Below are 9,580 nucleotides of genomic sequence, written 5' to 3'. Positions count from 1 at the left end.
TCCCCGGTCGGCCGCAGCGACTTGGGCCTATCCTGGGCCCACATGCGCGATACGCGCGTAGAAGGCGCGGAGAAGGCGCGGAGAAGGAAGAAGGGAACCACCGTGGTCCAGCCGGACGGAAGTCGGATCGGAAACCCCACCGGTAACACCGCTGACCGGAGCATCGAGGCGTTCATCGCCGGGATGCCCAAGGCGGAACTGCACGTCCACCACGTCGGCTCGGCCTCGCCGCGGGTCGTCGCCGACCTGGCCGCCCGCCACCGGGGCCAGTCCAAGGTGCCGACCGACCCGGCCGCGCTCGCCGAGTACTTCACCTTCACCGACTTCGCCCACTTCATCGAGGTCTACCTGAGCGTCGTGGACCTCGTCCGTGACGCCGAGGACGTCCGCGCGCTCACCTACGGCGTGGCCGAGGACATGGCCCGCCAGAACATCCGGTACGCCGAGCTGACCATCACCCCGTACTCCTCGGTCAAGCGCGGGATCCCCGACGTCGCCTTCATGGAGGCGATCGAGGACGCCCGGCTGCGCGCCGAGAAGGAACTCGGCGTGGTGCTGCGCTGGTGCTTCGACATCCCGGGCGAGGCCGGCCTGGAGTCGGCCGAGGTGACCGCCCGGCTGGCCACCGAGCTGGCCCCCGAGGGCCTGGTCAGCTTCGGCCTGGGCGGCCCGGAGATCGGCGTGCCGCGGCCGCAGTTCAAGCCGTACTTCGACCGGGCGCGGGCGGCCGGCCTGCACTCCGTCCCGCACGCGGGCGAGACCACCGGGCCGCAGACGGTCTGGGACGCGATCCGCGAGCTCGGTGCCGAGCGCATCGGGCACGGCACCCAGGCGGTGAAGGACCCGGCACTGCTCGACCACCTGGGCGAGCACCGCATCGCGCTGGAGGTCTGCCCGACCTCCAACATCGCCACCCGGGCGGTGGAGCGGATGGAGGAGCACCCGATCAAGCAGATGGTGGACTCCGGGCTGCTGGTGACCGTCAACAGCGACGACCCGCCGATGTTCGGCACCGACCTCAACACCGAGTACGCGGTGGCGGCGCGGCTGCTGGGGCTGGACGAGACCGGGGTGGCGGCGCTGGCGCGCAACGCGGTCGAGGCCTCCTTCCTGGACCAGGCCGGCAAGGCGCGGCTGACCGGTGAGATCGACGCCTACCTGGCGGGCTGGCAGCGCTGACCCCTCCCCTGTGACCGCCCCGTCGGCTTCGGCCGGCGGGGCGGTTCCGTTTCCGGCGCCGTTCCCGCGTTCCCGGTGCCGGGCCGCGCGGGGTGGTGCCGGGTGGGCCGGGTGCTTCCGGGGCGGCGGCATCAGCGGCTCCCGAGTGTGACGCCAAAGTGGCGCCATGAATGGCTCGACATGGCACCACCTCTGTGCCATGCTTGAGCCATGGACCTCACGCCGTACGTCGAAAACCTCCGGAACGAGCTGGCGGTGGCCGCCGCCACCGGCGGGGAGGAAGCCCGGGCGCTGGCCGACCGGCTGACGCTCCCGCTGGAGTCGGCCGTGCGGCTCACCCTGCTCAACGCACTCTCGGCCGCCATGGGTGAAGTCACCCGGGACCTCGCCCCGGGCTCGGTGGACGTGCGGTTGCGCGGGCTCGACCCCGAGTTCGTGGTGACCGCGCCGCCCGGCTCCGGCGCCTTCCACGGCGACGTGCCGCCCGTGGTGCCGCCGGTGGCTCCGGTGGTGCCACCCGTGGCGCCGGCCGCGCTGCCGTCGGTGTCGGAGTCGGACGAGTCGGGCACCGCCCGGATCAACCTGCGCCTGCCCGCGCACCTCAAGGCCCGGGCGGAGGAGGCCGCCGGACAGGAGGGCCTCTCCCTTAACGCCTGGCTGGTCCGGGCCGTCGCCGGCGCGCTGGAGGGCGGCCGGCCCGCCGCCCGCCCGGCCTCCGGCCTCGGCACCCGGACTTCGCGCAGTGCCGGCGGCCAGGGCTTCACCGGCTGGGTCCACTGACACTTCCGCAGCCGCGCCACCTTCCGCACCTTCAACGTCACCCCCGCTCCGACCAGCGGGAACACCTACACGAGTCAAGAGGACGGGACAGCCATGCCTACGTATGAGACCGACGGACCGATCTCCGCCTCCCTTGAGTTCGAGATCGGCACGGTGTGGATCCGCGCCGGCAAGCGCACCGACGCGGTGATCGAGGTCCGGCCCGCCAACGCGGCCAGGGACGCGGACGTCAAGGCCGCCGAGCTGACCCAGGTCGACTTCTCCGGCGGCCGGCTCACCCTCAAGGGCCCCAAGCAGCGCACCGTGTTCTCCAACAAGAAGGGCTCGATTGAGATCCTGGTCGAGCTGCCCTCCGGCTCCGAGGTGCACGCCGACTCCCCGATGGCGGACTTCGTCACCGAGGGCCCACTCGGCGACTGCCGGCTGAAGACGTCCATGGGCCGGATCCAGGTCGACCGGGCCGACAGCGTGCGGCTCAAGACCGATATGGGGGACGTCCGGATCGGCACGGTCGCCGGGGACGCCGAGGTGACCGGCGGCGGCCGGATCGAGGTCGGCTCCGTCGGCGGCTCGCTGACGGTCAAGAACAACAACGGCGACACCGAGATCGACGAGGTGCACGGCGAGTTGACCGCCAACTCCTCCAACGGCCGGATCCACGTCGGCCTCGCCGAGGCGAGCGTGGACGCCAAGTCGGCGAACGGCCACATCCGGCTCGGCCAGGTGGTCCGCGGCAAGGTCTCCCTGCAGACCGCCGTGGGGGACTTGGAGGTCGGCATCGCGGAGGGCACGGCGGCCTGGCTCGACGTGCACAGCAAGTTCGGCGGTGTCCGCAACAGCCTCGGCCAGGCGGAGGGCCCGGGAGACGCCCGGGAGACCGTCGAGGTCCGCGCCAACACCCAGGTCGGCAGCGTCACCATCCGGAGGGCCTGATGGCGGCGATCTCCGCGGTAGGGCTGACCAAGTCCTATGAGGACAAGGCGGTGCTCAGGGGCATCGACCTGTCCATCCCGGCCGGCAGCGTCTTCGCCCTGCTCGGGCCGAACGGCGCCGGCAAGACCACCACCGTGCAGATCCTCTCCACCCTGATCCCGGCGGACGGCGGCTCGGCCCAGGTGGCCGGGCACGACGTGGTCCGACAGGCCGACGGCGTGCGGAAGGCGATCGGGGTGACCGGCCAGTTCTCGGCGGTGGACAACCTGCTCACCGCCGAGGAGAACCTGATGCTGATGGCAGACCTCAATCACCTCCGCCGTCGGGAGGGGCGGAGGCGAGCCGAGGACCTGCTGAGCCGTTTCGACCTCGCCGAGGCCGCGCGCAAGCCCGTCGCCACCTTCTCCGGCGGCATGCGGCGCAAGCTCGACCTGGCGATGACGCTGGTCGGCGACCCCCAGGTGATCTTCCTGGACGAGCCGACCACCGGGCTGGACCCGCGCAGCCGGCGCACCATGTGGGAGATCATCCGGGGGCTGGTCGCCGACCGCGGGGTGACGATCTTCCTCACCACCCAGTACCTGGACGAGGCCGACCAACTCGCCGACCGGATAGCCGTCCTGGACGGCGGCCGGATCGTCGCCGAGGGCACCGCCGACGAGCTGAAGCGGATCGTCCCCGGCGGGCGGATCCGGCTCCAGTTCGCCGACGCCGCCCGGCTGGGCGTCGCCGCCACACTGTTCGACTACGCCACGGCCGACGCCGAGGCCCTGGTGCTGGACATCCCGGGGGACAACTCCGTCCTCACCGTGAAGGCCGTGCTGGACGCGCTGGACAACGCGTCCGTGCAAGCGGAGTCGCTGGTCGTGGAGACGGCCGATCTGGACGACGTGTTCCTCACACTGACCGGGAAGGGTGCGCGATGAGCGAGCGATGGGGGTACCCCCGGCCGAAGGCTGGGGGAGAGCGAGTCATCGAGAGGTGCGCGTGGGCGAACGCCCGCGCCGAGCGAATCATCGAGAGGTGCGCATGAGCGCGACGACCTATGTGGTCAGCGACTCGCTGACCATGCTGCGGCGCAACCTCAAGCGGGCGCAGCGGTATCCGGCGATGACCTTCTCCGTCGTGGTCATGCCGGTGATGATGCTGCTGCTCTTCAACTACGCCTTCGGGGGCGCGCTGGGGGCCGGCATCGGCGGCGGGAGCTACATCGACTACGTGACGCCGGGGATCGTGCTGATGGCGGCGACGGCGGGATCGGTCGCCACCGCGGTGGGCGTGTGCGTCGACATGACGGAGGGGATCGTCAACCGGTTCCGGACGATGTCGGTATCACGGTCGGCGTTCCTGGCCGGGCACGTGGTCGGCAGTGTGATCCAGACGGTGGTCGCGCTGGTGTTCGTGATCGCCGCAGCCTTCGCGATGGGGTTCCGGTCGAGCGCCGGCCCGGTGGAGTGGCTCGCGGCCGCGGGGCTGCTGCTCTTCGTCACCCTGGCGCTGACCTGGATATCGGCGGGGATCGGACTGGTGTCGAAGACACCGGAGAGCGCGAGCAACACGCCGCTGCCGCTGACGTTCCTGCCGTTCATCGGCAGCGCGATCGTCCCGCCGGACTCGATGCCCACCGTGCTGCGGTGGTTCGCCGAGTACCAGCCCTTCACCCCCATCATCGAGACCCTGCGCGGCCTGCTGATGGGTACCGAGATCGGCACCAGCGGCTGGAGTGCCCTCGCCTGGTGCACCGGCCTCACGCTGGTCGGCTACCTCTGGTCGCGGAGGGTCTTCTACCGGCGGTGACGGGGGTACGGCCGGTAGCGCACCAGGCCCGGGCGGTGGGACAACCCGCCGCCCGGGCCGTGGTGGTGACGGACCGTCGTAGTAAAGTCCGCGCCAAGGATCGGCAAAAGACCGCCCGGGGGGACGGATGACGGCGAGGCGCCGCGAGCAGATCGCGTGGTGGCTCAGGGGCGGGGCGGCCGCGGCGCTCCTGGCGTACCTGGCGGGCTGGCACGCCTCCCGGTCGGGCGGGCTGGTGGAGGTCGAGCAGTGGCTCAACCATCCGGTGCTGCTGGGCGGCGCGGCGGTGGTGATGCTGGTGGTCTCGGCGGTGGCCGAGTTCGAGTTCCGCGCCAGGTGGTCGCAGATCGGCTTCGCGGCCGTCCTGGCGCCGTTCGTCGTCGCGGGGATGATCGGTACGGTCGCGTCGTCGGTCTCCGTCATCTCCGAGCCGTCGGTGGAGCGGAAGGTCCACCCGGACCATCCGGACCGGGTGTTGACCGTTACCAACGTCGCCTTCTCGATCGACCCGGTCTACCGCGTCCAGCTGCTGACCGGCAGCGGCTGGTCCGCCCGCCACTGGAACCTGGGCGCCTGGGACGGCGAGCACGACTACCTCCAACGTGCCGAGTGGAGCGCGCAGGACCGGATCACGGTGACCACGGAGCACCAGATCGCGGTCTTCACCGTGACCCCGGACGGCCGCCTGGGCGACTCCTCGGTGCGGCCCCGATAGTCGCTGACAGGCCCTAGGGTCGTCGGCTGTCGGTCGGCCACGGGCACTGACCTGCGGTGGCACAACTGCCGTCCGAGCCGTCACAGTTCCCCTGTAGTAAAGTCCGCGCCAAAGATCGGCAAAAGGCACCCGGGGGGACGGATGGCGGCGAGGCGCCGCAAGCGGATCGCGTGGTGGCTCAGAGGCGTCGCGCTGTCAGCGCTCCTGGCGTACCTGGCGGGCCGGCACGCCTCCCGGTCGGGCGGGCTGGTGGAGGTCGAGCGGCGGCTCGACCGCCCGGTGCTGCTGGTCGGGACGGCGGTCGTGCTGGTCGTGGCCTCGCTGGTGGTCGAGCGCGAAGTCCGCACCAGGCGGTCGCAGGTCGGCTTCGCGGGCGGCTTGGCGGCGCTCGTCTGCCTCGGGCTGCCGCTCGCGGTGATGACGTATGTGTTCGGCGGCTACGGCGGGCGGGTCGACCGGTTCGTGAGTCCGAACCGCCAGGACCGGGTGCTGACCGTCACCAACGTCGCCTTCTCGATCGACCCGGTCTACCGGGTGGAGGTGGTGGCCGGCAGCGGCTGGTCCGCCCGTCACTGGAGCATGGGCGTCTGGGACACCAGTGCCGACGACTTCGTCCGCGTCGACTGGTCCGGGCCGGACCAGATCACGGTGACGGGGCGGAAGGCGCTCACGGTCTTCGACGTCCGCCCGGACGGCAGCCTGAGCGAGCCCCGGGTGGCGACGCGGTAGAGCCCGGCGGCCCCGGCCCGTCGGCGGCCGCGGCCTAGAGTGGTGCCATGCGATGGGGGACGCAGCCGCGCTGGGCGCGGTGGGTGGCAGCGGTGTACGTGATCGGGTTCCTCGAAGGGACCGGCGCGCACGCCTACGACGTGTTCACGGGCGGCCTGCACGCCTTCCACTCCTGGCCGCTGCCGAGCCAACTGCTCTTCCACGCCCTGCTGGTCCTCGACCCGCTCGCCGCCGTCTGGGTCGCCCGGGCGCGTCCGGCGGGTCCGCTCCTCGGTGCGGGCATCATGGTCGCCGACCTGCTCGCGAACTGGTGGGGGAACTGGGACGGCCTCGTCCACCACCCGCTGGACTACCTCCGGTTCGTCGGCCTGCCGGTGATGACCCTCTTCGGGCTCTTCGTCTTCGCTACGGCGGCCCCGCTCCACCGCGCGTTCGGCGCGTTCGGCCGGTTCGGCCTGTTCGGTCATGCGGGCCGGGAAGCCCGGAGGGCCCCGCGCGCCCAGTGAGCCCGGTGAGCCGCCCGGGCGTGCGGAGCCCGTCGACCGTCAGCCGGAGGCCTTGCCGCAGAGCGCCTTCTCCAGGACGGCCTGGTAGAGCCGGTCGGACTTACCGGAGTCGCTCTTGTCGTACTCGTTGTACGACAGCGTGACCTGCCGGCTGCCGTCCCGCGTGCCGAGCACGGCGGTCGAGTAGCCCGGGATGTCGCCGGTGTGCCCCCAGACCTGGCCGCAGGAGAGGTTTTCGCGGATCACGCCGAGCCCGTACTCGCCCCCGTTGCCGCCGGGGACCGGCACCGTGGTGGTCATCTCGGCGAGCTGCGCCGGGGCGAGCAGCCGGCCGCCGAACAGCGCCTCGTGGAAGCGGTTGAGGTCGTCGGTGGTGGAGATCCCGGCGCCGGCCGCGTCCGCGATGGTCGGGGAGAGCCGGGTGACGTCCCCCGGGCCCTCGGGGAACTTGAAGTAGCCGTGCGCGTGGGGTCCGGGGATCGCCGTGGAGGAGTCGGGCAGGGAGGTGTGGCGCAGTCCCAGCGGCCGGATGATCCGGTCGGTCACCTCCTCCCGCCAACTGCGGCCGGTGACCTGCTCGATGAGCATGCCGATCACGACGTAGTTGGTGTTGGAGTAGTGCCAGTCCTGCCCGGGCGCGAAGTAGGGCGGCATGGCGGTGCCGATGGCCAGCAGCTGTTCCGGCGTGTACGCGATCCAGCGTCCGGTGGCGAGGAACTCCCGGTTGCCCGCCTCGGTGGTGGAGCGGACGTGCGGGTCGTCCAGGTAGTTGTGCAGCCCGCTGGTGTGGTTGAGGAGTTGTCGGACGGTGATGTGGTCGCCGTTGGGTACGGTGCCGGGCAGGTAGTGCTCGATCGGGTCGTCCAGCTCGATCCGCCCTTCGCCGACCAGCTGGAGGGTGACGGTGGAGACGAAGGTCTTGGTGACGCTGGCGATCCTGAACCGCCCGTCGGCGCGTGCCGGTCGGCCGGTGTCCAGGTCGGCGGTGCCGGCCGCGCCGCGCCAGGTGACCCGGCCGTGGTCGCGGATCTCCGCGAACGCGGCCGTGCTGACGCCCTGCTCGACCATGGACTTCAGCTCGGGCCGTAAGTCGGCCGAGCCCTGCGGCGGGACGACCGGGGTGGCGGCCGCGGCGCTGGGCGCGAGCGTGGCGACGGTGGCGGTGGCGAGTGCGGCAGCGGCGACCCGTACGCCGATCCGCGCGCTGATTCGGTGGCGGGACGGATGAGTTGTGGTCATGCCCGTCACGCTCGCATCGGCGGCCACCGGCGGTCCTCCTCCCGACGAAGGGCCCGGCTCTCCGTCTTCTGAAGGAGAGCCGGGCCCCGTTCGGAGGAGACCGGGGTCGTCGTCAGGCCGGGGTTGTCACCAGGTGTCGATGCCCATGGTCTTGGCCGCGCTGTGGATGGCGTTGTAGTGCGCGATCGACATGTCGGACTTCTTGTCCTTCGGCGGCAGCTTCTTGTCCGCGGCCCGGAACTCGTCGCGCGCGGAGGCGAGCAGGCTGGTGCCGTAGGAGACCGGGACATCGTTCTTGCCGTGGATCGGGTGGGACTTGGCGGCGGTCTGGCTGCCGGCGTTGGCCAGGATGCTGCGGGCCTGGTTGTACGCGTCGGCCTTGACCGTCTTCGGGTTGCGGACCTGGGCCTGGATCCCGGCCACCGAGCGGGTCTGCTCGGCGGCCATGGCGACGGGGGCGACGGCGGCGGTGAGGGCGCCCGTCATCACGACGGTCGCGAGGGCGTTACGGACGATCCTGTTCATGTGAAGTCCTTTCCGTGAAAATCTCAAAGATTCGCCTCCGCATCGGACATGGGGATGGTCGGAGTGCGAACGTCTCGGCCCTACCCCTGCCCTCGGTAGCGGAAAACCGGCCTGCGTCGGGTTCATGCGGGAGCGATGGGATCAAGCCGTTTTCTGGATTTACGGAAGTCGTATCGCCAGACTGTGGCGGTGAAGCCTGACCTCTACCCCGAGCTGCTCGCCGCCGGCACCCTCGCCGCCGCGCTGGAGCGGACGGCCGCCGAGCTGGCCGTGGACCTCACCGTGCTGCCCGGAAACTGGGGCGACACCTCGGCGGCCATCGCGGCCGCGGTCCCCGAACGCAAGCCGCTCCACGTCCACATCGGGGCCGAGCAGCGCTGGTTCGGCGTGACGGGGTGGAGCCGAGGCGTCCAGATGATCACGGGAGGCGCGACCGAACTCCGGGACATCGTTCGGGCCGCAGTGGCCTGGGGGAGCGGCGACAGCCTGCGGGAGTTGCGCGACCGACTGCCCTTCCTGGAGTTCACGGAACTCGCCGAGGCCCACGAGCGCGGGCCCGCCGCAGCGGTCGGGGTGCAGTGGCGGCGGATCCGCGAAGAGGCCGCCGAAGAGCCGGAGTTCACCGAGTTCGGCCTGCTGGTGGAGGCCGCCCACGCCGAACCGAGACTGCGGCAGCTGTACCCCTTCTCCAGCCATTGGGTGCTCGGCTTCCGTGGCCACACCGGCGTCCCGTCCAGGGCGGCGGTCGCGATCGTCCCCGCCCACAACGGCCGCCCCTACCGGGTGCAGCGGTTCCCGCACGAGGGCCTGATCGCTGAGGCCGCGACGGCGCAGGAGGCCGTCGCGCTGGCCGTCGCCCACCTCCCGGCCGACCTCGGCCCCGCCGTGGCCGGCAGCGAGGAGGACGGATGAGCGGCACCGACCAGCCCGACCTGGACGAGATCGAGCGGTGGTTCGCCGCCGTGGCCGAGGGCCGGGTGAGCCGGGACGAGGCCGACCGCTGGGCCGGCCGCTGGCTGCTGGACGACGACCTCGGCTGGGACGCGCTCTCCCTCTGGGCGCTGGGCCTCCTCTACGGCATCGATCTGCCCGTCGGCCCCGAGGGCCCGTACCTGCACGACGACGAGCAGGTGCGGGAGTGGCTGGGAGAACTGCGCCGCCGTCGCGCCCGGTGAGG

At 71.7% G+C, this 9,580-nt stretch carries 12 protein-coding genes; 10 read left to right on the top strand and 2 right to left on the bottom strand.

Annotation, left to right across the window (positions count from 1 at the left end; all coding sequences use genetic code 11):
* Positions 1 to 42 precede the first annotated feature (42 nt).
* The 8 genes from ACH4E7_RS18970 (at position 43) to ACH4E7_RS18935 (ending at position 6,639) form a co-directional block, all read left to right on the top strand.
* The gene (locus ACH4E7_RS18970) at positions 43 to 1,179 is read left to right on the top strand and encodes an adenosine deaminase (protein WP_396250170.1); all 1,137 of its coding nucleotides are present in this window, start codon (positions 43 to 45) and stop codon (positions 1,177 to 1,179) included.
* 210 nt (positions 1,180 to 1,389) lie between these two features.
* Positions 1,390 to 1,959 carry a toxin-antitoxin system HicB family antitoxin gene (locus ACH4E7_RS18965; protein ID WP_396250169.1) on the top strand — a complete coding sequence of 190 codons (570 nt, stop codon included), beginning with the start codon at positions 1,390 to 1,392 and terminating at the stop codon, positions 1,957 to 1,959.
* A gap of 93 nt (positions 1,960 to 2,052) precedes the next feature.
* Positions 2,053 to 2,892: a DUF4097 family beta strand repeat-containing protein gene (locus ACH4E7_RS18960; RefSeq protein ID WP_396250168.1), complete on the top strand. Its 840-nt coding sequence runs from the start codon at positions 2,053 to 2,055 to the stop codon at positions 2,890 to 2,892.
* Positions 2,892 to 3,818, top strand: coding sequence for an ATP-binding cassette domain-containing protein (locus tag ACH4E7_RS18955; RefSeq protein ID WP_396250167.1), 927 nt, complete (start codon positions 2,892 to 2,894; stop codon positions 3,816 to 3,818). The genes ACH4E7_RS18960 and ACH4E7_RS18955 overlap by 1 nt, the downstream gene beginning before the upstream one ends.
* A gap of 103 nt (positions 3,819 to 3,921) precedes the next feature.
* Positions 3,922 to 4,689 (top strand): ABC transporter permease, encoded by a 768-nt coding sequence (locus tag ACH4E7_RS18950; RefSeq protein WP_396250166.1) that lies wholly within the window; start codon positions 3,922 to 3,924, stop codon positions 4,687 to 4,689.
* Between the two features lie 127 nt (positions 4,690 to 4,816).
* Entirely contained in the window at positions 4,817 to 5,404 is a 588-nt protein-coding gene (locus tag ACH4E7_RS18945) for a hypothetical protein (RefSeq protein ID WP_396250165.1), read from the top strand.
* 141 nt (positions 5,405 to 5,545) lie between these two features.
* Positions 5,546 to 6,133 carry a hypothetical protein gene (locus tag ACH4E7_RS18940; protein WP_396250164.1) on the top strand — a complete coding sequence of 196 codons (588 nt, stop codon included), beginning with the start codon at positions 5,546 to 5,548 and terminating at the stop codon, positions 6,131 to 6,133.
* Between the two features lie 47 nt (positions 6,134 to 6,180).
* Positions 6,181 to 6,639, top strand: coding sequence for a hypothetical protein (locus tag ACH4E7_RS18935; RefSeq protein WP_396250163.1), 459 nt, complete (start codon positions 6,181 to 6,183; stop codon positions 6,637 to 6,639).
* A 39-nt stretch (positions 6,640 to 6,678) separates the two neighbouring features.
* On the opposite strand, the gene ACH4E7_RS18930 is transcribed toward ACH4E7_RS18935, so the two are convergent.
* Both ACH4E7_RS18930 and ACH4E7_RS18925 read right to left on the bottom strand, forming a co-directional pair.
* A complete protein-coding gene (locus ACH4E7_RS18930; protein ID WP_396250162.1) occupies positions 6,679 to 7,878 on the bottom strand; it encodes a serine hydrolase domain-containing protein in 1,200 nt (399 codons plus the stop codon).
* 126 nt (positions 7,879 to 8,004) lie between these two features.
* Positions 8,005 to 8,403: a hypothetical protein gene (locus ACH4E7_RS18925; protein ID WP_396250161.1), complete on the bottom strand. Its 399-nt coding sequence runs from the start codon at positions 8,401 to 8,403 to the stop codon at positions 8,005 to 8,007.
* Between the two features lie 189 nt (positions 8,404 to 8,592).
* Between ACH4E7_RS18925 and ACH4E7_RS18920 the strand changes: the two genes are divergently transcribed.
* The gene (locus ACH4E7_RS18920; protein ID WP_396250160.1) at positions 8,593 to 9,315 is read left to right on the top strand and encodes a DUF6193 family natural product biosynthesis protein; all 723 of its coding nucleotides are present in this window, start codon (positions 8,593 to 8,595) and stop codon (positions 9,313 to 9,315) included.
* Positions 9,312 to 9,578 carry a hypothetical protein gene (locus ACH4E7_RS18915; protein WP_396250159.1) on the top strand — a complete coding sequence of 89 codons (267 nt, stop codon included), beginning with the start codon at positions 9,312 to 9,314 and terminating at the stop codon, positions 9,576 to 9,578. Before ACH4E7_RS18920 ends, ACH4E7_RS18915 begins: the two co-directional genes overlap by 4 nt.
* Positions 9,579 to 9,580: the final 2 nt, after the last annotated feature.

Origin of the sequence: Kitasatospora sp. NPDC018058 (genome assembly GCF_044327205.1) — a bacterium.
In the GTDB taxonomy this organism is placed as follows: Bacteria; Actinomycetota; Actinomycetes; order Streptomycetales; family Streptomycetaceae; genus Kitasatospora.
This window is presented reverse-complemented; position numbering and strand designations above follow the sequence as displayed.